General features: G+C 60.0%; 22 protein-coding genes. 3 read left to right on the top strand and 19 right to left on the bottom strand.

The features are described from left to right. Positions 1-12 precede the first annotated feature (12 nt). From flgK to flgB, 10 genes are all read right to left on the bottom strand, one after another. Entirely contained in the window at positions 13-2,013 is a 2,001-nt protein-coding gene (flgK, locus tag Q0O05_RS04560) for a flagellar hook-associated protein FlgK (RefSeq protein WP_293660711.1), read from the bottom strand. 18 nt (positions 2,014-2,031) lie between these two features. After that, positions 2,032-2,982: a flagellar assembly peptidoglycan hydrolase FlgJ gene (flgJ, locus tag Q0O05_RS04555; RefSeq protein ID WP_293660710.1), complete on the bottom strand. Its 951-nt coding sequence runs from the start codon at positions 2,980-2,982 to the stop codon at positions 2,032-2,034. Position 2,983: 1 nt separating this feature from the next. Further along, positions 2,984-4,075: a flagellar basal body P-ring protein FlgI gene (locus Q0O05_RS04550; protein WP_293660721.1), complete on the bottom strand. Its 1,092-nt coding sequence runs from the start codon at positions 4,073-4,075 to the stop codon at positions 2,984-2,986. A 138-nt stretch (positions 4,076-4,213) separates the two neighbouring features. After that, positions 4,214-4,900, bottom strand: coding sequence for a flagellar basal body L-ring protein FlgH (locus tag Q0O05_RS04545; protein WP_293660709.1), 687 nt, complete (start codon positions 4,898-4,900; stop codon positions 4,214-4,216). Positions 4,901-4,917: 17 nt separating this feature from the next. Next, on the bottom strand, positions 4,918-5,700 hold the full coding sequence (gene flgG / locus Q0O05_RS04540) for a flagellar basal-body rod protein FlgG (protein ID WP_293660708.1): 783 nt from the start codon (positions 5,698-5,700) through the stop codon (positions 4,918-4,920). Between the two features lie 5 nt (positions 5,701-5,705). Continuing rightward, the gene (locus Q0O05_RS04535; RefSeq protein WP_293660707.1) at positions 5,706-6,446 is read right to left on the bottom strand and encodes a flagellar basal body rod protein FlgF; all 741 of its coding nucleotides are present in this window, start codon (positions 6,444-6,446) and stop codon (positions 5,706-5,708) included. Positions 6,447-6,472: 26 nt separating this feature from the next. Beyond that, positions 6,473-7,918, bottom strand: coding sequence for a flagellar hook protein FlgE (flgE, locus tag Q0O05_RS04530; protein ID WP_293660706.1), 1,446 nt, complete (start codon positions 7,916-7,918; stop codon positions 6,473-6,475). Between the two features lie 27 nt (positions 7,919-7,945). Next, positions 7,946-8,602 (bottom strand): flagellar hook capping FlgD N-terminal domain-containing protein, encoded by a 657-nt coding sequence (locus tag Q0O05_RS04525; protein WP_293660705.1) that lies wholly within the window; start codon positions 8,600-8,602, stop codon positions 7,946-7,948. Positions 8,603-8,620: 18 nt separating this feature from the next. After that, complete coding sequence (gene flgC, locus Q0O05_RS04520; RefSeq protein WP_293660704.1) at positions 8,621-9,025, bottom strand: flagellar basal body rod protein FlgC; 405 nt, start codon at positions 9,023-9,025, stop codon at positions 8,621-8,623. Positions 9,026-9,078: 53 nt separating this feature from the next. Then, complete coding sequence (flgB, locus tag Q0O05_RS04515; protein ID WP_293660703.1) at positions 9,079-9,519, bottom strand: flagellar basal body rod protein FlgB; 441 nt, start codon at positions 9,517-9,519, stop codon at positions 9,079-9,081. Positions 9,520-9,693: 174 nt separating this feature from the next. Here flgB and flgA point away from each other — a divergent pair, with 174 nt between their 5' ends. From flgA to Q0O05_RS04500, 3 genes are all read left to right on the top strand, one after another. Beyond that, the gene (gene flgA / locus Q0O05_RS04510) at positions 9,694-10,428 is read left to right on the top strand and encodes a flagellar basal body P-ring formation chaperone FlgA (protein WP_293660702.1); all 735 of its coding nucleotides are present in this window, start codon (positions 9,694-9,696) and stop codon (positions 10,426-10,428) included. Between the two features lie 94 nt (positions 10,429-10,522). After that, positions 10,523-10,855: a flagellar biosynthesis anti-sigma factor FlgM gene (gene flgM, locus Q0O05_RS04505; protein WP_293660701.1), complete on the top strand. Its 333-nt coding sequence runs from the start codon at positions 10,523-10,525 to the stop codon at positions 10,853-10,855. 43 nt (positions 10,856-10,898) lie between these two features. After that, a complete protein-coding gene (locus Q0O05_RS04500; protein WP_293660700.1) occupies positions 10,899-11,276 on the top strand; it encodes a hypothetical protein in 378 nt (125 codons plus the stop codon). Between the two features lie 87 nt (positions 11,277-11,363). On the opposite strand, the gene Q0O05_RS04495 is transcribed toward Q0O05_RS04500, so the two are convergent. From Q0O05_RS04495 to Q0O05_RS04455, 9 genes are all read right to left on the bottom strand, one after another. Beyond that, on the bottom strand, positions 11,364-12,080 hold the full coding sequence (locus tag Q0O05_RS04495) for an RNA polymerase sigma factor FliA (protein WP_293660699.1): 717 nt from the start codon (positions 12,078-12,080) through the stop codon (positions 11,364-11,366). Beyond that, the gene (locus Q0O05_RS04490) at positions 12,080-12,874 is read right to left on the bottom strand and encodes a hypothetical protein (protein ID WP_293660698.1); all 795 of its coding nucleotides are present in this window, start codon (positions 12,872-12,874) and stop codon (positions 12,080-12,082) included. The genes Q0O05_RS04495 and Q0O05_RS04490 overlap by 1 nt, the downstream gene beginning before the upstream one ends. After that, positions 12,867-14,348 (bottom strand): flagellar biosynthesis protein FlhF, encoded by a 1,482-nt coding sequence (flhF, locus tag Q0O05_RS04485; RefSeq protein ID WP_293660697.1) that lies wholly within the window; start codon positions 14,346-14,348, stop codon positions 12,867-12,869. Before flhF ends, Q0O05_RS04490 begins: the two co-directional genes overlap by 8 nt. Further along, entirely contained in the window at positions 14,345-16,426 is a 2,082-nt protein-coding gene (flhA, locus tag Q0O05_RS04480; RefSeq protein WP_293660696.1) for a flagellar biosynthesis protein FlhA, read from the bottom strand. The genes flhF and flhA overlap by 4 nt, the downstream gene beginning before the upstream one ends. Next, positions 16,423-17,577 carry an EscU/YscU/HrcU family type III secretion system export apparatus switch protein gene (locus Q0O05_RS04475; RefSeq protein WP_293660695.1) on the bottom strand — a complete coding sequence of 385 codons (1,155 nt, stop codon included), beginning with the start codon at positions 17,575-17,577 and terminating at the stop codon, positions 16,423-16,425. The genes flhA and Q0O05_RS04475 overlap by 4 nt, the downstream gene beginning before the upstream one ends. A 94-nt stretch (positions 17,578-17,671) precedes the next feature. Then, positions 17,672-18,310, bottom strand: a complete 639-nt coding sequence (locus tag Q0O05_RS04470; protein WP_293660694.1) for a protein phosphatase CheZ — start codon at positions 18,308-18,310, stop codon at positions 17,672-17,674. Between the two features lie 2 nt (positions 18,311-18,312). Next, the gene (gene cheY / locus Q0O05_RS04465; RefSeq protein WP_293660693.1) at positions 18,313-18,702 is read right to left on the bottom strand and encodes a chemotaxis response regulator CheY; all 390 of its coding nucleotides are present in this window, start codon (positions 18,700-18,702) and stop codon (positions 18,313-18,315) included. 59 nt (positions 18,703-18,761) lie between these two features. Further along, positions 18,762-19,700, bottom strand: coding sequence for a flagellar motor protein MotB (gene motB, locus Q0O05_RS04460; protein ID WP_293660692.1), 939 nt, complete (start codon positions 19,698-19,700; stop codon positions 18,762-18,764). Between the two features lie 18 nt (positions 19,701-19,718). Then, positions 19,719-20,180, bottom strand: a 462-nt coding sequence (locus tag Q0O05_RS04455) for a MotA/TolQ/ExbB proton channel family protein (protein WP_293660691.1), incomplete at its 5' end; no start/stop codon positions are given.

Below are 20,180 nucleotides of genomic sequence, written 5' to 3'. Positions count from 1 at the left end.
GTCCTTCACCCTTTAGCGGGCGAGCCCCTGGATCAAGGTCTCGAAAATGCTTTGCGCAATCTGGATCATCTTGGAAGCCGCCTGGTAAGCCTGCTGGTACTGGATGAGCTGCGCTGCCTCTTCGTCAAGGTTGACACCGGACACTGCGCTACGGTCTTTTTCCATGCTGGCGGCGATGGACGTTGACACCGTGGCGGAATACCCCGCGCTCTGGGTGCGGATGCCGATTTCCGAAATCGCGCCCGCAAATCCATCGGTCATGGCCGCACCATCAAACATGCGCTTGTCCCGGAGGTCCAGGATGGAGGCGGCATTGCCGGCATTGAGCTTGAGGTCCAACTGGTACGCCGTGTCTTTGATGTCAATCACCGTGTAGGTATCGCCCGCCTGCGGAACCCCGCTGAGCTTCAGGCTCCATTGGTGGTCCGGGTCCGACGATGTAATGGGTGTGTTCGGCTCAAAAACGAACGAGCTCGCGTAGGGAGCCGGGTCTCCGTTGACATCGACCTCATCGCTGCGCCTGTACGTGGTGGCGTTGTCGAACCGGATGATGGCCGCATCCTTGGGGGTTCCGGTTTGGGTGTTGCTCAGTGCAACCAGCGAGACCTGCTGCAAGCTGCCCTTGTTCGTCGTGCCCATGGCCCCGGCAATCGGGCTGGCCATGGCCAGCTGGCGCGGGGTGGAAAACACTCTTGCCACATTGCTTGCCGACGTATTGAACGGCTTGATGAGAAAGCGGTCGCCCGCTGCGGGTAACTGCGCCGGTGAGGCGTTCGTGCTGGGCATGTCCAGTGTGAGGCCGTCTATCACCGCCAGCACAGTTGACGGCGACTGTTGGCTGAAGCTGGTGACGGTGCCGTCGGAGGTGCGCACAATCGAGCCGCTGGTGGCGGTCGAGAAGTTGATGGTGTAGTCCGATGCTGCCAGCAGGGTGGTGTCACTCACTGTCAGGGTGATCTCCACCAAGGCATTGGAATTCACCGTCGCCGGTGCCTCAGGAACGCGTATGTTCGCGGCGGTGTTGAGGTCGGGAACGGTAAAAAGCTGCCCACCGGGATTGCCGTCCAAGTCCAGGCCCAATGCGTGCTGAGCATTCATTTCCCGGGTCACCGCCATGGTCAGACGGCCCAACAGGTTGCGGCCTTGTGCCAGGTCGTTGTTTTGAAAGCGCAACAGCCCGGAGATCTCTCCCCCGCCCATCACGTTTTCATTCAGCGGGCGAAGCTCGCCGCCGGTAATGATGGCCAGCTTACTTTTGTAGGGATCACCGTAGTCATCCCGGATGATGGAAACCTCCGAATAGCTCCCGCCCATCACCAGGGTTTGCGAACCCGCCAGAAGCAGGGTGACCGTGCCATCGTCGGCAGGGATTGATGTGGTCTGGACGTACCGATTGAGATCGCTAATGAGCTGGTCGCGGCGGTCCAGCAAATCGTTAGGTGACTGCCCGGTGCCCTGTCCGCGAGAGATCTCTGCGTTCACTGCAGCAATATTTTTTGCCACGGAGTTGATGGCATCAGCCTTTTGGTTGAGCTCCTGCGTCAAACCAGTCTGTAAGTCGTCGAGCGCCTGCGACGTGGACCTGAATCGCCGCGCCGTCTCCTCCACGCGTGTCAAAGCCACGGTGCGGGCGGTCAGGTCGGTGGGGGCGCTGACGACATCAGAAAACGAATTCATCATGTCGCTGATGGCCGCGCCCATGCCATTGGTGCCGCCGGTAAAAATATCCTGCAGCTGGTTGAGCTTGGTCACCCGGCTCTGGTCTGCGCTGGCGTTGGCGCCCGAAATGTTGGCCTGGCGCGTGAGAAAGGCGTCGTAGTTGCGCTGGATGGTTTGCACCTCAACGCCTTTGCCCACATAGCCGGCCCCGGTGTACTGCCCGTCAACTGCTTTGAGTACCGCCTTCTGCCGCGAATAGCCCGGCGTGTCGACGTTGGCGATGTTGTTACCAACCGTCTGCAGTGCGACCTGGTTGGCGGTGAGGGCGCGGGTACCGATGTTGAGAACGCTCATACTGCCTCGGCTGCCGGGTTAGGCCTGCACTTGCGCGCGGCGCAGCTGCAAGGTGGTGTTGATAGCGCGGCTGAGCTTGGCGGCGTATTCGGGGTCGGTGGCGTAGCCTGCTTTTTGCAGGCCGTTGGCAAACGCGGTGACCGAGTTGGTCTGCGTCTTGGCCTTGGCATAGCGGGGGCTCTCGGAAATCAGGCGGGCGTAGTCTTTGAATGAGTCCTCAAAGGAGTCGTAGGCGCGGAATTTGGCAACCCGCTTTTGTTCTACGCCGTTTATAAACTCCGTGGTCGTCACTTCAGCGACCCGCCCGGTCCAGCTTGCCCCCGCTTTGATGCCGAACAGGTTGAACGAGTTGCCGCCGCCCTTGGTCTTGATCTGGTGTTTGCCCCAGCCGGTCTCGTGCCCGGCCTGGCCCAGCATGAAGCTGGCCGGTATGCCGGTGGCCTTCTCAATCTTGCTGGCAATGTCGGAGTGTTTGGCCACAAAGTCGGCCTGTGTGGCGGTGGGTGCCCTCTTGGTCTTGACCGGCGCGAGCGCCATGTCGGAGGCGGTCACTTTGTCAGATGCGGGCTTGCTGAGGCGCTCGGGCGCGGTCACGGTGATCGGCTTGATGCCGGTATCAAAGCCCTTGCCGGGCATTTCAACACCCATTTGGCGGCTGAGCTGCTGGGCAATCAGGTCCGACAAACCACCGGGCTGGCCGGACATGCTGACCGCGTACTGCTGATCCATCAGGTCAGTACCCAGATCGCTGCCCGGGTTGTCCAGCATGCCCGACTTCATGGTGGCTTCACGCATGCTCTTGATGAGCTCGCGCATAAAAAGTGACTCAAATTGCTTGGCCGTTTCACGAATGGTCGCCGGCGTGGCTTTGCTGGCGTCTGCCTTGAGCGCGCCGAGCGATCTCGCATCCGCGATCAAATCTTGGGTGGACGAAATGGAGCTGCTGCTTTGGATGGATCCGTAGCCCATGTCAGATGACCTCCAGCTCCGCGTTTAGCGCGCCGGCAGACTTGATGGCTTGCAGAATTGCCAGCAAATCTTGCGGTGTGGCGCCCAGTGAATTGAGGGCCTTCACCACGTCGGTTAGCTGCGCTGCTTGCTGCAGCTGGATGAATTTGCCCGCGTCCTGCTTGATCTCAATGTTGGCCCTCTCGCCCACTACGGTTTGGCCGTTGGAAAGCGCATTGGGCTGGCTAATGACGGGGTCGGACGACACGCTAATGGACAGGTTTCCGTGGGCAATCGCGCAGGCCCCCAGAGTGACCGCCTGGTTCATCACAATCGATCCGGTGCGGGCATTGATGATGACCTTGGCCGCAGCCACAGAGGCGTCGACCGGTAGCTCTTCCATGTCGGCAATGAAGCTGACCCGGTCGTTGGGGCTGTTGGGGGCCTTGACCTGCACGGTGCGCCCGTCCAGCGCTTGTGCGACACCCGGGCCGAAGCGCCGGTTGACCGCGTTGGCAACTTTGCGCGCGGTTTGAAAGTCTGAGGCGTTCAGACTCAGGTTGATGGTGGGTCCGTCTTGCAGGCTGGTGGGCACCGAGCGCTCCACTTGCGCACCGTCCGGAATGCGGCCCGCGCTCAGGTGGTTCACCTGCACCTTGCTGCCGCCAGCAGCCGCGCCCGCGCCCGCCACAATCAAGTTGCCCTGAGCCATGGCGTAGACCTCGCCGTCTGCGCCTTTGAGAGGAGTAGCAATCAGCGTGCCGCCCTTGAGCGACTTGGCATTGCCCAGTGACGAGACGTTGATGTCCAGCGACTGGCCCGGGCGGGCAAAGGCCGGTAGTTGCGCGGTGACCAGTACTGCGGCCACGTTTTTCATTTGCAGTTGGCCCAGCGACGCGGGGGTAAGCGTGAGGCCCAGCTGCTCCATGTAGTTCTTCAGGCCTTGCGCGGTATAGGGCATCTGTGTGGTCTGGTCGCCCGTGCCGTCCAGGCCAATGACCAGACCAAAGCCGGTGAGCTGGTTGCTACGCACGCCTTCGATGGCAGCCACTTCCTTGATGCGGGTGGCCGCATTCGCCGCCGGGGCGACAGCCGCAACAGCCGCTGTCAGCATGGCAACAGCCGTCAACAAGCCGCCCAGACGCCGCAGGCGGGTGGTGTTGGTAAGCGGATTCCAGTGTGTCATGTGCCGATTGAAAGGATGAGGCGATCCGACTGGATCTGTGACCCCTCGGCACTATTCTGGGTTTCTTTAGAAAGGCTGAAAACTCAAAAAGAACCGTGATAACCAGCCAACTGTTTGCGCTTCGCCCTGGGCGCCACGGCCGCGGGACTCGACCCGCACATTGGCCACCTGCGTCGAGCTGATCACGCTGCCGGGCTGCAGCATGCGCGGGTCGATCGTGCCCGAGAAGCGCAGTACGTCCACGTTTTGGTTCACGCCGATTTGTTTTTCGCCGGTCACTACCAGGTGGCCGTTGGGCAGCGTCTCCACCACTGTGGCGGTAATGGAGCCGCTGAAGGTGTTGGCGCTTTCGGTGCCGCCCTTGCCGGAGAAGTTGTTGTTGGTCGCAGCACCCAGGTTAAGCTTGCCCAGGCCGTCCAGTGTTTGCATCGGCAGGGCGGTGATGGCCGAGTCGATCGAGGTATTGCGGTTCACCGTCGATGTGGACGTCTGGCTCGCCGTGACGTTTTCAACAATTTGAATGGTGACGGCGTCGCCCACCAGACGCGCACGCCGGTCTTCAAACGCGGGGCGGTAAGCCGCGGTCTGGTAGATGCTGCCGTTGGCCGGCTTGGACACCACCGAGGCAATCGGCGCGGCGGGCACGCGCGGCTCGACAAAGTCGACGGTGACCTTTTGCGGTATCTGTTGGCATCCGGTAGCCAGGAGCACCAGTGCGGCGGCCGGCAAAAGCGTGAGGCGTGTGGGGCGCATGGCGGCTCCTTAAGTTTTTAGAGTTGGCCGAGCTTTTGCAGCATCTGGTCCGAGGTCTGGATGGCCTTGGAGTTCATTTCATAGGCGCGCTGGGTCTGGATCATGGTGACCAGCTCCTGCACCACGTTCACGTTGGATGTTTCTACAAATCCCTGCGCCAGCTGGCCCAGTCCATTGGCGCCTGCCGTGCCTGCGTTGGGCTGGCCGGAAGCTGCCGTCTCGGCGTAAATGTTTTGCCCCCTGGGCTCCAGGCCGGCCGGGTTGATAAAGCTGGCCAGGGTGATGGTGCCAATCGCCTGCGGGGTGACGTTGCCCGGCACCGTGGCACTCACTGCGCCATCCTGAGAAATGGACACATTGGTTGCGTTTGCCGGAATCGTCACGCCGTTCAAAATCGGCAGGCCGTTGGAAGTGACCAGGCGGCCTGTGTTGTCAATCTGGAATGCACCATCGCGGGTGTAGCCGGTGGTGCCATCGGCCAGGGTGACCTGAAAGAATCCGTTGCCCTGAATGGCCACATCGAGGTTGTTGCTGGTCTGCTGCAAATTACCCTGTGAAAAAGAGCGGCTGGTGGCCACAGTGCGCACACCCAGACCCAGCTGGAGGCCGGTCGGCAGAGTCGATTGTTCGGAGGTGTTGGAGCCCACCTGACGCAGATTCTGGTACATCAAATCTTCAAATACGGCGTGCGACTTTTTGTAGCCGTTGGTCGACACGTTGGCCAGGTTGTTGGAGATGACGTCCAACTGCATCTGTTGGGCTTCCATGCCCGTTTTGGAGATCCAGAGCGAGTTAATCATGGTGTTTATCCTTGCAGGTTAAGGAGCTGACCGGCAGAACGGTCGTTGGATTCTGCGGTCTGCATCAGGCGGGTTTGTGCCTCGAACTGTCGCGCGGTCTGGATCATTCCGACCATGGCCTCGATGGCATTGACGTTGGAGCCCTCCAGCATGCCGGCTTGTACGCTGGCGGCTTCTTCGGTGTTCAGCGGATCGCCCGACAGCGCGCGGAACATTCCGTCTGCGCTGCGCGTGAGCGGGTCTTCGCCGGTGGGCACTACCAGCTTGAGCCTTCCGATGGCGTTGGCGGGTTGATTGCCGATCTTGGCGCTCACCGTGCCGTCGGGCTGAATCGTGAGCTCGGCGCCCGCAGGGGCGGTGATGGGCGCGCCGTCTCCCGAGAGGATGGGTAGGCCGTTGCCCGTGGTCAGGGTGCCGTCGGTAGCTACCTCAATGTGTCCATTGCGGGTGTAGGCCTCGGTGCCATCCAGACCCTGCACCGCAAACCAAGCGGCGCCTTTGGCCATCACGTCCAGGCTGCGGTCGGTTCGCATGGCAGGGCCGGGGGTGTTGAGGTGGCCGGCGGTGGCCTCCAGAGCAAACACGCGGGTGGTCGCACCATCGCCCCGCAGCGGTACCGCGCGGTAGGTGGCCAGCTGTGCGCGAAAACCGTTGGTAGACACATTGGCCAGGTTGTTGGCCAGGACCGACTGGCGGCTGGCAGCCGCATTGGCGCCAGTCATCGCGGTGTATATCAGGCGGTCCATGGTGGTCTAGCTCCGGTTGTTGCGCCTTAGCGCAGGTTGACCAGGGTCGACATGACCTGGTCTTGCGTCTTGATGGTTTGCGCGTTGGCCTGGTAGTCGCGTTGCGCAGTCATCATCTTGACCAGCTCGCTGGTGAGCTCGACATTGGAGTCTTCCAGCGCGCCAGATTGCAGCGCGCCGAGCTTGCCTTCCCCTGGGCTACCCAACACCGGTTGGCCCGACTGGAAGGACTCAATAAATGCGCCGCCGCCAACAGTAACCAGCCCCTGCACATTGCGAAAGTCGGCGAGAAGTAATTGCCCGCGCGCCTGGGTTTGGCCGTTGGAGTAAATGGTGGTGATCACTCCCTTCGGGTCGATGGACAAACCGGTGAACTCGCCAGATTTATAGCCGTCCTGGGTATTGGTGTATTGCGCGAAGTTGGAGCCGAATTGCGTGACCTCACTGAGGTCTACATTGGCAGTAAACGGTGGTACGGACAGGTCCGGCGATGTGAGTGTTATCGGCAGCGCGGTTGTATCGGCAACCGTTGCCCAGGGGTCGGCAACGGTAGCTCTGCTTTCGATGCTGCTGAGTAAGCCGCTGGAATCGAAAGTGATCCGCATCAATGCTCCGGAGTCTGCCAGCGCGAACCTCGCCTCCCCATCATAAATTCCTGTGCCATCCGCCAGAAAGGTTGGTTTTTGGTCGCCAGCGTTTGCGGGGTCGCTATTCCACTCGGTGTTTGCCGCAGCCAGTGCGTAAAGCGCGCCGTTGCTGAGGAGTGCTGCTGCGCCTGCTTCCTTGGTGACGTTATCAAAGATATCCCAGGTGGCGGGCGGATTGGTGCCGGACGCCGTGGTGAGCGCTGCGGGACCGTTCTTGACCAAATACATCTGTACCGGCACATCCGTACCCAAAGAGTCATAGGCCTTGATCGTGGCGCCAATGGTGGTGATTGGCTGCTGCGGTATCACCGTGAATGCTGCCGGCTCCCGCGAGTCGAGGTTGAGAGCCAGTTCGATTTGCGATGTGGCCTTGGCGGGGATGGGTGCGCTGGTCGGGAGCACTATTTTTTCTGGGATAAGCCCTGTCTTGGCCCCGAGCAGGTCGGTGGGGTAACCCATTACGTTCGCGTTGGCATTGGTGACCAGGTAGCCATCGGTATCCACCTTGAACTGGCCGTCCCGGGTGTAGGCGGTGCTGCCGTCCCTTTGGGTAATTTGAAAAAAGCCATTGCCGTTGATGGCAAGGTCCTTGCTGTTGTTTGTCTTGCTGATCGAGCCCTGATTAAATTGCTGGGCAATTGTTCCCTCTGCAACGCCAATGCCTTTGTTGCCTGACTCTCCGCTCGATGCCGTGGACACCAGTGCTGCGAATTCTGTACGTGAATGCTTGAATCCTGTGGTGTTGGTGTTGGCGATGTTGTTGCCGATGACATCGAGGCTCCTGCTGGAGGCGCTGAGTCCCGAGAGTCCTGTTTGAAAGCTCATGGTAGGTTCCTCAAATGGAGTTTCTGATCAAAGAATGGACTTGACATCGCCATACCCAATAGCGCTGCGTCCTTTGAGCTGCAGCGACATGGAGCCATTGTTCAAGCCTACTGCAGTCACCGTGTCTTGTGCCCATGTGGTGGTACTCACCGCTTGGCCACCTTGGGAGGCCTTCACTGTGAAATTCGCTGACTTGAGGCCAGGGTATTTCGAGGCATCCCATTCAAAATTCTTTTGGCCTGCGGTGAGTTGGCCCAGGTCCACGGTACCCAGCACCTGGCCCCCCGGAGTCGCAATTTCAACCGTGACCTTGTCGGCCGGGTACTGCAAATGGACTGCGCCTTTGGCGATCCCGCCGTCAACGGCCAGAGCGTTGGACTCGACCATCACCCCACGGCCGACCATGCTGGTGGCTTGCAGCACTTGCATGGACGTGAATTGCGCGGACATGCTTTGCATGGTGGCGTTGAGTTCCTGAATGCCGGAGACCGTGTTGATCTGTGCGATCTGGCTGGTCATCTGGGCGTTGTCCATGGGGTTCATGGGGTCCTGGTTGTTGAGCTGAGCCACCAGCAGCTTCATGAAGCGGTCGGTCTGCTCTTTGGCGCTGGTGGTCCCGGCGGTGCTGCTTCCCGCGGCTTGGGGTGTGGTGGCGGAGCTCAGTGCGCTTACGGCGGTGGTCATGGTGGATGTCCTTCAGGTTCACTGGCCCATTTGCAGCGTTTTGAGCAGCAGGGTCTTGGCGGTGTTCATGACTTCAACGTTGTTTTGGTACGAGCGCGAGGCGGAGATCATGTTGACCATCTCCTCAACCGGGTTCACGTTGGACTGGGTTACATAGCCTTCCGCGTCTGCCGAGGGGTGCATCGGGTTGTGTACCTTGCGTAGCGGCTCATTGCTTTCTTTGATGGAGCTCACCTTCACCCCCGAAGATGCGTCCGAGCCCATAGGCACAGTCTCGAACACCACTTGCCGGCTTTTGTAGCCCTGCCCGTCGGGTCCGGCCACTGCGTCGGCGTTGGCCAGGTTACTGGCCACCACGTTAAGCCGCTGCGACTGCGCGCTTACCGCGCTGCCGCTGACATTGAAGATGGAGAACATGGACATGGCGTAATTCCGGGTTGTGAGCGTTGAGAGGCCTCAGCCTTTTAACCTGAGGCTTATTGCCCCTGAATAGCGCTCAAGATCGTGCGCGAGGAGCCGTTAATAAAGCGAAGAGTTGCTTCATACCGCACCGAGTTGTCGACGAAGTTGGCGCGTTCGCGGTCCAGGTCCACGCTGTTGCCGTCCATGGCGGGCTGGGTCTGTGTCGTGTAGCCGAGCTTGCTCTCGTCGCCCATGGGCAGAGCTTCGATGGGCTTGATCGGAATGTGCCTGCCGTTAGTGGCGCCATCGGCGGGCAGCTTGCCGGAGCTAGGCGCCAGCGACATGGCGGGGGCTGAATTTGCCTCTGCCATGGCCTTTTTGAAGTCGAAGTCGCGTCCTGCGTAGCCTGGCGTGTCGGCATTGGCAATGTTGCTGGCAATCACGCGTTGTCGTTCTGCGCGCAGCACCAATCCCTTCGATTGGAAGTCCAAAGCGTTGGTCAGATTGGAAAACATAGGCACCTCGACGAATGGCTGACGCTCCCGGTAAAGGCCAGGAAAGGCGACGTGAAGCAATTATGGAAATTACTTTAATTTTTTAGCGTTGGAATAAGCCGCGGAAGGCCTTGTATTTGCGGGCTTCTGGTGAGGCCTGCATTCCTATAGTGAAGGCTTCCTGAGGATCCTTCCATGCACCTTGCCATCAGTTCCGCCTTTGCTTGCCGCGTCGCCGTTGTGGTTGGTTCGTGCCTTGGCGCTCTGTCGACCAGCTACGCGCAAGAGTTCAGCAGCGCGGGGCTGCAGGCGATGGCGCAGCGGTGGGCTGAAGAGGCGGCATCCAAGGCGCAGCGCATGGAGGGCTCTCCCCTGCGTCTGGAAGTGACTGTGGGTGCGCTGGATAGCAGGGTCAAGCTGGCAGCATGCGCCAACGTGGAGGCCTACATGCCACCGGGAGCGCGCTTGTGGGGCCGCAGCCGATTGGGAATGCGCTGTGTGGACGGCATGAGCCGCTGGAACGTGACGCTTCCCGTGACCGTGAAGGCCTTCGGGGAAGCATGGATTGTGAAAAATCAAATCCCCTCCGGCACGAATTTGTCAGAATCCGACGTCACTCGGGGCGAGGTTGATTGGGCGGAAGATCAGAGCGCGGTGCTGGCAGACCGCGGCATATGGTTGGGGCAAACGGCCAGCCGGTTATTGAGTACCGGGCAAACACTGCGCCAAGGCATGGTCCGGCCGGCGCAGGTGTTTCAGGCGGGCGCCTCGGTGAAAGTCGTGGCCCAGGGGCCGGGTTTTCAGATATCGGGTGAAGCGCAGGCCCTGTCGGCAGGTGTTGTCGGCCAGCAGGCGCGTGTGCGGATGGAGAACGGCCGGATTGCCTCCGGTCTGGTGGTGGATATGCGGACGGTAAGAATCGACCTCTAACGGCGGTTTTTTATGCAAAACGTCCTAAAGTCTGCCCGCTGTGAACCGATAACTTTGCTACGAGGCTACGCCTATCGTGGTTTTGGAGAATGCTATGAAAATTGGTCAACCATCAGATTTAACCGCTTCCGTCGCTTCGACGGCTTCCAGTGCTGCCCAAAAGGCCGCAACGAGCAGCAATGCGGCCGCCAATGCCAGCACGAACGCATCGCAGAGCACCAGCTCGTCGGGCGTTGCGCTGACGGTCTCCACCGCGGCCAAGGCCTTGGAAAAACCAGTCCGCAACGATGTGGCGGATGTGGACATGGCCAAGGTGCAGTCCGTTCGTGCATCCATTCAAGACGGCAGCTTCCAGGTAAACGCCGAAGCCATTGCCGACAAACTCCTCTCCAACGCGCAGGAAATGCTGAACCGCACCTCCCGGTAGGCCGCTTGAGCCTGCGCAAGCTTTACCTTGCAAAGGCTCAGCCATGAAACACACAAACCCCGAATCCTATTTCGACGCGCTCGAGGCGCACTTCAACCAGCTCGCTTCCGCCGTAGCGCAAGGTGACGCTGCAGCCCTCCCCGCACTGGCAGAGCAAGTACAGCAGCTCGCCGTGAACCTCAACGATGTTTGGCAAGAATGGCAGCAGCAAAGCGTGCAAAACGAAGCCATGACGCAGCGGCTCAAGTCGCTGGCCGAAGGCTTGCGCCTGGTCCGTACCAACCTCTTGCGTCGCACCGCTTTGGTGGAGCAGGCATTGAAGTTGATCATTCCCGCATCCGTTGATCCCACCTATGCCGGCGGCGGCGCCTATGGTGCAGGTCCAAGACCGTCCGGTCGCTTCGGCGTCATCTCAGCCTGACGCGCCTAGCGGCTTGATTGAGCCGTGACCTCCAAAAAAAGGGCCTCTTCAGGCCCTTTTTTTGATGTGGTTGAGGCTGCTTGTTGGCTAGTGGGAGCGCATCTTCGCCCGCAGGCGGGCAATCGACTGGCTATGAAGCTGGCAGATGCGGGATTCAGTCACATCCAACACCGCAGCGATTTCTTTCAGGTTCATGTCCTGCTCGTAGTACATGCTCATGATGTGCTGTTCGCGTTCCGGCAAGGACTTGATGGCCACCACCAGGGCTTCGCGCAACCGGTGGTCCCGCAGCATGTTGAGTGGGTCGGCGGTTTGGTCGGCCACGTGGCGGTCGAGGTAGGTGTCGTCGTCGTCGCTGCGGCCTGACATGTCCTCCAGGTACACCAACTGGGTTCCGCGCACCTTGCCCAGCAGGGACTGGTAATCCACCAGCGACATACCCAGCTCGGCGGCAATCTCAGACTCCGCCGGGCTGCGCCCGAGCTTGTGTTCCAGCTTGCGCAAAGCGGACTCAATCTCCTTCTGGCTCTTACGGGAGCCGCGCGACATCCAGTCGTTCTCGCGCAACTCGTCAAGCATGGCGCCCCGTATGCGCTGCGTTGCAAAGGTTTCAAACTGCACGCCCTGGGTGGCTTCATAGCGCGAGAGGGCGTCGGTGAGGCCAATAAGGCCCACCTGAATCAGGTCGTCCACCTCCACACTGGGCGGAAGCTTGGCCATCATGTGGTGCGCCAACCGGCGTACCAGCGGCTGGTATTGCTTGATCAAAGCATTGCGGTCGAGTTGGCCTTTTGCGGTGTACATCAATGGCTCCCTGCCGCCATGGGCATGCTGAATGACTGACGGTTGCGCTGGGATGCATGGTGGGCCCAGCCGGATTCAAGCGGCATGGCAGTCTCCAGCAGCCCGAGGGACAGGCGTGAGATGCCCGCGTTGTAGCGCTCGTTGCCTGAGGGCAGCGGAATCTGCAGCGGCGTCACCTCATAGTTCAAGAAAAACTTGGCGCAGTCGCTGAGGCTGGTCCACGAAGCAGGGCCGGGCAGTTCGGGCTGCTCTGCCCCCACCACGTTCACGACGGTGGGCTCTACTTTTGCTTTGAGGAGCAAACGTTTGAGTGCCAGGTAGGAGGTAAGCAGGGATGTTTTAGCCCCCGATATGGGTAGCAACGGCCGCACGCGGCTGCCCTGCAAGAGGGGGGTCAGGCATTGCGCGCTGGCATAGGCAATGACGATGCCTTCGTTCGGGAAAAAAGAGCCACAGTCGGCAATGCTGGGGCCTCCGTGTTCATGCGCGGCAGACAGGCTCTGCAGCCCAAGACCTGCGGGCATGATGTTCCAGCCGGGCGCATCGCCATGGTCCCTGGAGGGCAGCGCGAAGTTCAGCAGCTGCTCGAGCCCCGGATTCTCGGAGGTCTCCAATACCGAGCCGTCAAGCACTGTCACCATGTAGCCAAATCCGACCAGCGCTGCGCACACCCGAAGCAACAGGGGCAACTCTGCATTCTCGTCGCCATGGCTGACCATAGCCGTGAGCCTGGGCGTCTGGGGGACAGCAAAATCCAGAAGACCTGCCGCCTGGTTGGGGGGCGCGTCAAGCATGCAGGCTGCCCCGGTGAGCCGTCGCATTAGCGGGTTGGCTGAAGAAGAAATTCAGATCACTGTGCTTGGGATCAAATGCTGAGGTGCCGCTGCTGCGCATGGAGTTGCGTACCAGCTTGTTGGCGACCGCAGGTTCCCAGTCCTCAGGCACTCGTTGGCCGGTGGTGATGCCGCGCAGTACTAGTTGGTGGCGTATGCAGGCGTCAATGGCAGGGCCGAGCTTCACAGCCTCATCGGTCTTTGACAGGATGACCTGCTGGGCGCTCGCACCTTTAAAGCAAGCCACCGCCTCGTCCAGGGTGTCACCATGACCGCCGGAATTCAAGACCAGCAGGCGTTTGATTTCGGGCAGGTCCAAGAGCTCGAGGAGCTCACGCTTGCGGGTGTCGCGCGGGGCGATGCCGGTGGTGTCGATGAGCACCATCTTTTTGTTCGACAACAAGCCCAGCAGGTCCTTCAGGGCAGCCTTGTCATGCGCGAGATGGGCAACCACGCCAAGCATCTTGCCGTAGGCGCGCAGTTGCTCATGGGCACCGATGCGGTAGGTGTCGAGTGTGATCAGCCCGACGCTGCCGGGACCGTGGGTGCGTGCGCAAATGCCCGCCAATTTGGCGGTGGTGGTGGTTTTGCCAACGCCGGTCGCGCCAATCAGGGCAAACACACCGCCTTCTTCGTGCAAGGCGGGTCGCTCGGCATCGGTGCGAAGGTTGCGCTCCAGGACGTCTATCAACCAGCTCACCGACTCGGATGCGTCCATATCCTCAGGCAGTCGCTCGAGGATGGCGCGGGCCAGCGTGGGCGAATAGCCGGCGCGAATCATCTTCAGCATCATGTTGGACTGAACGGGGTTCTGACGCGCCTGGCCGAGCCATGTGAGGGTATTGAAGCGGTCTTCAATCAACTCCTTCATGGCGTGGAGCTCGTGCATCACCACCTTGTCAACCACCGGCAGCTGCGGCACCAACGCTGCCTTGCGCGGCGACGGCGCACGTTTGGGTTGTACGTCGATGTCCGCGGCAATACGTTGTGTCAGGGTAGGGCGTTGCCGATCTTCATCGGCGCGCTCCAGCACGGCTGATTCCGGGGTTTCGACCGGCCGCTGCGCTGGCGGCACTGAGCCTTCGGCACGTTTGCGCATCATGCGTTCGCGTACATAGTCCTGGAATGACAAGGTGCTCATGGCCAGCTGCTCGGCGTCTTCTTCCACCTTGCTTGCCACCTCGCGGTAGGGTGCAGCACTTGTGCGCTGCAGCGATGTGCGAGGCTCGCTCTGACCCAGCCGATCGTAGGGGGACCTTGGTGCCACTGTCGCTGCGGATTCGATGCTGGCCAGACTGTCTTCGGCGGTCGCAACCACTTCTACGCCATTGGCTGTGGGGCGGTTGGAGAGGATGAGCGTGCCCTCGCCAAATGCCATACGGGCCTTGGCAAGCGCTTCGCGGGAGGTGGCGGCGGTAAATCGTTGGACGTTCATGGTGTGGCACCTCTCAAAATCGGACCGATCCGGATGGTGTGGGTTTCTGGAATTTCACTATGGGCCAGCACCTGCAGGCGTGGCGCAACACGGCGCACCAGCCTTGCAATCGCACCGCGTATCTGGTCAGGCACCAGCAGGCAGGCAGGTACGCCAATCTCTTCTTGTTTCATGGCGGTCTCTGCGGCATTGCGGCTGAGTGCGTCCGCAACACCGGGGTCCAACGCGCTACCCGAGGCGCTGCCCAGGGCTTGCACCAGAAGGCGTTCAAGGCCCGGGTCAATGGCGATCACATTGAGCTCCCGGGTGGGCCCGTAAATCTGCTGCACGATGGCCGGAGCCAGCGCAATGCGGACCCGCTTTGCCAGCTCGACCGGGTCTGTAGTCGATGACGCATTCTCTGCAATCGACTCGATGATGGTGCGGATGTCGCGGATGTGCACGGCCTCGTCCAGCAGGAGTTGCAGGACCTTCTGGAAGACAGCGACCGATACCATTTTCGGAACCACTTCATCGATCAGTTTGGGAGCCAGTTTCGCCACGTGTTCCACCAGTTGTTGGGTCTCGGTCCGGCTCAGCAGCTTGGACGCCTGAACTTGCATCAAGTGTGACAAATGGGTCGCCATGACGGTCTCGGAATCAACCACGGTAAACCCCGCCATTTGCGCGGCTTCCTTCTGGCGTTCGTCTATCCAGTGGGCGGGCAGGCCGAAGGCCGGGTCGGTGGTGGCTGTGCCGATCAGTGGTGTGGAAATGCCGCCCGGATTGATGGCCAGGTGCATCCCGGGGAAGGCCTCGCCCTCGCCCACGATTACGCCGCGCAGCGTAATGCGGTAGGCGCTGGGTTTGAGTTCGAGGTTGTCGCGCACATGTACCGAAGGAGGCAAAAAGCCGACCTCTTGCGCAAACTTGCGGCGAACTCCCTTGATGCGGTTTAACAAATCACCCTGGCGGGTCTTGTCGACCAAGGCAATCAGGCGGTAGCCCAGCTCCAGGCCCAGTTGGTCCACGGGTTGCAAATCGTCCCAGCTGGCATCGCCGTCGCCGGTGGGCGCCTCGGCCTGCACTTCCGCCTCCGTCACTACCGGTCTGTGCGCGAGTGCCCATGCGGCATAGCCCAGCAGTGCGCTGATGCTCAGGAATACAAAGTGCGGCATGTTGGGAATCAGCCCCAGAATCAGCATGATCACCGCGGTAATGCCCAGCACCTTGGGCGAGACAAACATCTGGCCGACGATCTGCTTGCCGATGTCCTTGTCTTTGCCGACTCGCGAAACCACCATCGCGGCTGCGACAGAGATCAAAAGCCCGGGAATTTGCGCTACCAGCGCATCGCCAACGGCCAGCAGGATGTAGGTGTTGGCAGCCTGTGCGGCGGTCAGGTCGTGCTGCAGGATGCCGATGGCAAATCCGCCGAAGATGGTGATCAGCAAAATCAAAATACCGGCCACCGCATCGCCCCGCACAAACTTGGAGGCACCATCCATGGAGCCGAAAAATTCGGCTTCCTCTCCGATTTCGGCGCGGCGGCGCTTGGCTTCTTTGTCGTCTATGAGGCCGGCATTCAGGTCGGCATCCACCGCCATCTGCTTGCCGGGCATAGCGTCCAGGGTAAAGCGGGCAGACACCTCGGCGATGCGCTCGGCGCCCTTGGTAACCACCATGAAGTTGATCACCACCAGAATCGCAAATACGATCAAGCCCACCGCAAAATTGCCGCCGATCAAGAAGTGGCCGAAGGCCTCAATCACTGCGCCTGCGGCGCCGGGGCCGGTGTGACCTTCGAGCAGCACCACCCGGGTCGAGGCCACGTTCAGCGAGAGTCGCATCAGAGTCGTCAGCAGCAGTACGGATGGGAATGCCGCGAAATCCAGCGGTCGAATCATGTACGACGCCACCATCATCACCATCAGTGCCACCGCAATGTTGATGGTGAGAAACATGTCCAGCACAAGTGGCGGCAGCGGCAGGACCATCATGGCCAGAATGGCCACCACCAGCATCGGCGCTGCAGCACCTTGCAGCACGCCGGCATTGTTGGAGTACCACTGCTGTGCGGATTTCAATGGCGAATTCATACGGCGGCGGCCTTAAGTGTCTTGGAGTACGGGTCCAGCTCTGGCGGTACAAAAGGTTGCGGCACCTCGGTCGGCATCACGCCGTCGCCGCGCATGGCTGCCCGCAGCCGGTACACATATGCGAGCACCTGAGCAACGGCGGTGTACAAGGCGGAGGGAATGTCCTGGTCCAGCTCTGCGTTGGCATACAAGGCGCGTGCCAGCATGGGCGACTCCAGAACAGGGATTGAGTGCTGCTTGGCAACATCACGGATCTTCATCGCCAGTAAGTCAGCCCCCTTGGATATCACGCGCGGTGCGCCCATGGTGGCCTCGTCGTAGCGGATGGCGACGGCAAAGTGGGTGGGGTTCATCACCACGAAATCGGCCTTGGGCACAGCGCCCACGCTGCTCTGTTGCGAGAGCTCGCGCTGCCGCTGGCGCATTCTTCCTTTGAGCTCCGGATTGCCGTCCGATTCCTTGCCTTCTTCCTTCACCTCCTGGTGAGACATCTTCATCTGGTCTTTGTGCAGAAAGCTTTGCAGAGGCACATCCACCAGCGCGGCCAGCAGAATGACCAGCAGCATCAGCCCCAACCCGCTGGTGATCCATTGGGTCAAATGCTGAATGGCAGCCGGAGAGGGTTGCAGCAGCATAGCGGCAACTTCCTGCATGCCCGACCTTAAGAAGCCCACCGCAATGGCAAACAAAATGGCCGACATAAGTGCCATCTTGGCGTTGTCAATCAGCCTCTTCTTTGAAAACAGGTTGGTAAACCCTGTGAGCGGGTTGAGCCGGGAGAAGTCCGGCATCACCGGCTTGAGGCTGGCAACCCAGCCGCCGGATGCTACCGCTGCCAACACCGCAGCTGCGCCGATGAGGGCGGCAAAGGCCACGCAGCCTGCGGTGCCGATGAGGCTGACATCACCCAGTCTTTGCATCATGGTGCCGGTGCTGCGCATCGTTTCAGCGTCAAAGCTCAGCTGCTGCGCTAATGCAACCTTGAGTTGCTCAAACAAAATGGGGGAGAGTGACAGAACCGCAAGCGCGCCGGTACCCAAAATAGCGAGGTGGGACAGGTCCTGCGAACGGCTGACCTGCCCGTCCTCGCGCGCCTTTCTCAGCTTCCGTTCGGAGGCCGGTAAATTGCGATCCTGACTGCCTTGTTCCATGGTGGTGAGACTCTTTCGTTCTCACCATTGTCGCGAGCACCCCCCGAAACTAAAGGGTGAAAAGGGGGGCATTCAGCCCCTACATTCGACCAGTTTAGAAGCCCAGACTCGCCAACAAGTCGTCGACCTGCGATTGGTCGGTCACCACTTCCTGGTTGCTCTGTCCGTCAACAACCGGGCCGGCGAGAGCCGGCGTGTAGGCGGCGGGCGTCAAGCCGGGCTTATTTGCAAGCTCGGCTGGCGCTGTTTGAATCAACAGCAACACCAACTGCTCTTCGATGGTGGCCGCGAGGTTCACAACCTTGGCAATCACCTGGCCAGTGAGGTCGTGAAAGTCCTGCGCCATCATGATCTCGGTCAGGTTTGCATCCACCTTTTTGCTGGCCTGGTCCACATCGTTGATGAAGTTCATCACATGGCCTTTGGCGACCGCGGCCACGGGGTCTTTGACAATCAATTCGCCGATGCGTCGGGTTTCAGAGGCAATAAAGTCGTGCTGCTCTTTGGCTTGGTCAACTTGATTGAGCACCTTCTCGGCAGCTTGGCCGGTGAGTCGGGCGATGTAGGAAAGGCGGCTCTTGGCATCCGGTAACTCCCCGGCCCAGTCTTTAACTTTGTCAGCCAGACCTAAACCATTCAAGGAATCGTGCAACTGGCGCGTCAAGGCGCCGAGCTGCTGGTGCACCTCTACGGTGCTGAGGGAGGGAACTACGGGCGAAGTGTCAGTGGCCATATTTACTTGAGTCCCACCTTGGTCAGGATGTGGTTAACCTTGTCTTCGAGGGTCGCCTTGGTAAAGGGTTTCACGATGTAGCCAGCGGCACCCTGCTGCGCAGCAAGCACGATGTCCTCTTTGCGGGCTTCAGCGGTCACCATGAGCACCGGGATGTGCTTGAGCTTTTCGTCTTTTTTGATTTCGGCCAGCAATTGAAAACCGTTCATGTTGGGCATATTGATGTCGCTCACGACGAAATCGAAGTTGCCGTTGCGCAGCTTTTGCAAAGCCGCAGAGCCATCTTCGGCCTCATCAGCGTCGGCGTAACCGCTTTCTTTGAGCAGGTTTCTCACAATCCGTCGCATGGTGGAGAAGTCATCGACGATGAGAAAGCGCAATTCTTTAGACATAGGTAACCTTTGGCCTAACGTTTTTCAATTTTAACGAGTATGACTGAATTTAAGAGATTTCACGGACGGGCTACCGTGTTTACTGGATTTGGCTTCGCGCTGTCAGTCGCGCCGTCCAGCGCAATGGCAGTCCCGAGCAGTCTTTCCTCTGCATCCTTGGTCATCACCAGAATACTAATGCGTCGATTTGCAGCGCTCAAGGGATTTTGAGGCTCTGCCAACAGGCTCGAGGCCATGCCCACCACACGAACCAGCTTATCTTCCGGCAAGCCGGCTGTGATGAGCTCGCGCCGGCTGGCGTTTGCACGGTCGGCAGACAGCTCCCAGTTGCTATATCCGCGGGCGCCGCTGCCATAAGGGGTCTGATCGGTGTGGCCATCAAGGCTGATTCTGTTGTTCACATCCGAAAGCGTAACGCCTATTTCTTTCAGAATTTCGCGCATATAGGGTTTGACGGTCGCGCTGCCCAAATCAAACATGGGGCGCCTCTGATCGTCCACGATCTGAATCTGTAAACCATCGGGCGTCAATTCCAGCTTGATCTGGGAACTGAACTCCTGCATCTTGGGGTTGTTGGAGATGGTGCTGGCAATTTTTGCGGCGAGCGCCGCCAAGGTTTGTGCATCTTTTTTGGCGCGCTCAATCCTGCGCTGGTCACCAGCGTTTTTTTTGGGCGACTGATCTGAACCTTCTCCCCGGCGGCTCTGGCCTGCGGATTGCGTGAGGTCGTTGCCGCCTCCGGTGACGATGCTGTTGCTGGAGCCGGCACCTGGGCCACCTTGGAGTGCAACCTTAAGAGGGGACTGGAAGTAGTCTGAGATCCCCTTTTTGTCGCCTTCTGTGGTGCTGCCGAGCAACCACATGAGCAAGAAGAAGGCCATCATGGCCGTCACGAAGTCGGCGTAAGCGATCTTCCAAGCACCACCATGCGCAGCGTGGCCGCCCTTTTTGACCCGCTTGATGATGATTGGCTGGAGCTTCTTGGCGTCTCCGGCCATGCCTAAGCGCTCCTGCCGTTATTTCTTTTTGACATGCGCCTCGAGCTCGGAGAAGGTGGGGCGCTCGGTGGAGTAGAGCACTTTGCGGCCGAATTCAATAGCCGTCGAGGGGTTGTATCCCTGCATGCTGGCCAGCAAAACGGTCTTGATGCATTGGAACTCTTTGCCCGCCTCTTCGTTCTTCTGTTCTAGAAGGCCGGCAAGAGGTTCAGCAAACGCATAGGCTAGCAAAATCCCCAGAAAGGTACCGACGAGCGCGGAGCCGATCATGCCGCCCAGCACTGCCGGTGGTTGGCCCACCGAGCCCATGGTGTTCACAACACCCAACACCGCCGCAACGATACCGAAAGCGGGCAGACCACCGGCCACGCGCTGAAGGGCAGCTACCGCAGCATGTTCTTCGTGGTGGTGGGTTTCAATTTCGCTGTCCATGATGGACTCGATTTCGTGGGCGTTCAGGTTGCCTGACACCATCATGCG

It is taken from the genome of Rhodoferax sp. OV413 (assembly GCF_945881795.1).
In the GTDB taxonomy this organism is placed as follows: domain Bacteria; phylum Pseudomonadota; class Gammaproteobacteria; order Burkholderiales; family Burkholderiaceae_C; genus Allorhodoferax.
Note: the sequence above shows the minus strand (reverse complement) of the source record. Positions and strands in the feature narration are given on the sequence as shown.

Coding starts and splice junctions, on each gene's coding strand:
- flgK (WP_293660711.1), bottom strand. CDS start 2,013: ATGAGCGTTCTCAACATCGGTACCCGCGCCCTCACCGCCAACCAGGTC.
- flgJ (WP_293660710.1), bottom strand. CDS start 2,982: ATGGGCTACGGATCCATCCAAAGCAGCAGCTCCATTTCGTCCACCCAA.
- Q0O05_RS04550 (WP_293660721.1), bottom strand. CDS start 4,075: ATGCTGACAGCGGCTGTTGCGGCTGTCGCCCCGGCGGCGAATGCGGCC.
- Q0O05_RS04545 (WP_293660709.1), bottom strand. CDS start 4,900: ATGCGCCCCACACGCCTCACGCTTTTGCCGGCCGCCGCACTGGTGCTC.
- flgG (WP_293660708.1), bottom strand. CDS start 5,700: ATGATTAACTCGCTCTGGATCTCCAAAACGGGCATGGAAGCCCAACAG.
- Q0O05_RS04535 (WP_293660707.1), bottom strand. CDS start 6,446: ATGGACCGCCTGATATACACCGCGATGACTGGCGCCAATGCGGCTGCC.
- flgE (WP_293660706.1), bottom strand. CDS start 7,918: ATGAGCTTTCAAACAGGACTCTCGGGACTCAGCGCCTCCAGCAGGAGC.
- Q0O05_RS04525 (WP_293660705.1), bottom strand. CDS start 8,602: ATGACCACCGCCGTAAGCGCACTGAGCTCCGCCACCACACCCCAAGCC.
- flgC (WP_293660704.1), bottom strand. CDS start 9,025: ATGTCCATGTTCTCCATCTTCAATGTCAGCGGCAGCGCGGTAAGCGCG.
- flgB (WP_293660703.1), bottom strand. CDS start 9,519: ATGTTTTCCAATCTGACCAACGCTTTGGACTTCCAATCGAAGGGATTG.
- flgA (WP_293660702.1), top strand. CDS start 9,694: ATGCACCTTGCCATCAGTTCCGCCTTTGCTTGCCGCGTCGCCGTTGTG.
- flgM (WP_293660701.1), top strand. CDS start 10,523: ATGAAAATTGGTCAACCATCAGATTTAACCGCTTCCGTCGCTTCGACG.
- Q0O05_RS04500 (WP_293660700.1), top strand. CDS start 10,899: ATGAAACACACAAACCCCGAATCCTATTTCGACGCGCTCGAGGCGCAC.
- Q0O05_RS04495 (WP_293660699.1), bottom strand. CDS start 12,080: ATGTACACCGCAAAAGGCCAACTCGACCGCAATGCTTTGATCAAGCAA.
- Q0O05_RS04490 (WP_293660698.1), bottom strand. CDS start 12,874: ATGCTTGACGCGCCCCCCAACCAGGCGGCAGGTCTTCTGGATTTTGCT.
- flhF (WP_293660697.1), bottom strand. CDS start 14,348: ATGAACGTCCAACGATTTACCGCCGCCACCTCCCGCGAAGCGCTTGCC.
- flhA (WP_293660696.1), bottom strand. CDS start 16,426: ATGAATTCGCCATTGAAATCCGCACAGCAGTGGTACTCCAACAATGCC.
- Q0O05_RS04475 (WP_293660695.1), bottom strand. CDS start 17,577: ATGGAACAAGGCAGTCAGGATCGCAATTTACCGGCCTCCGAACGGAAG.
- Q0O05_RS04470 (WP_293660694.1), bottom strand. CDS start 18,310: ATGGCCACTGACACTTCGCCCGTAGTTCCCTCCCTCAGCACCGTAGAG.
- cheY (WP_293660693.1), bottom strand. CDS start 18,702: ATGTCTAAAGAATTGCGCTTTCTCATCGTCGATGACTTCTCCACCATG.
- motB (WP_293660692.1), bottom strand. CDS start 19,700: ATGGCCGGAGACGCCAAGAAGCTCCAGCCAATCATCATCAAGCGGGTC.